The organism is Bacillus sp. 05T31 (assembly GCF_056396725.1).
In genome coordinates this window covers 1-538 of sequence record NZ_JBFTMA010001302.1, presented here as the reverse complement: position 1 = coordinate 538, position 538 = coordinate 1, and the positions used below count along the sequence as shown (strand labels likewise).

The 538-nt window shown below is 33.8% G+C and carries 1 protein-coding gene; it reads left to right on the top strand.

The features are described 5' to 3' along the window. A partial coding sequence (locus AC1DJR_RS33030; RefSeq protein ID WP_477004570.1) for a recombinase family protein occupies positions 1 to 282 on the top strand: 282 nt, incomplete at its 5' end. Between the last annotated feature and the right edge of the window lie 256 nt (positions 283 to 538).

Genomic DNA, 538 nt, shown 5'->3' with positions numbered 1-538 from the left:
CGTTTAGCTAGATCAATATTCGATTTATATAAGATTGTGAATACATTAGCTGATCGAGGCATAGCGGTGGTATTTCTTAAAGAACAAATTGATTTCTCTACACCCGCAGGTAAATTGATGTTCACTATGCTAGGGGCTATTGCTGAATTTGAAAGAGATTTAATCAATGAACGAACAGCTGAAGGCCGAGAAAGGGCTAAAGCGATGGGCAAACACATGGGAAGAAAAGGGCAGGATGAAAAACAGGTCAAACCCAGGTGCAAATTATTCATGTTCAAGTAATTTCATATCATTTTCATGATGTAATAATTCTATACCACTTGGAAGGCGTTTACCTGACTCCAAGTGTTTCTATGCTACTGTCATAGGATAATAAATTTTTTAACATAAAAAAAGACTAACGCCTTTTATATCAGTGTTAGCCTTCATTATTACTATAATATATATTTGATTTTTACTTTTATGTTGAATTAATCCGCTAAATGGATCATGTATTGTTTATTTTGCATAGATTTCTTGCGAAATATGTCCCTAAAGC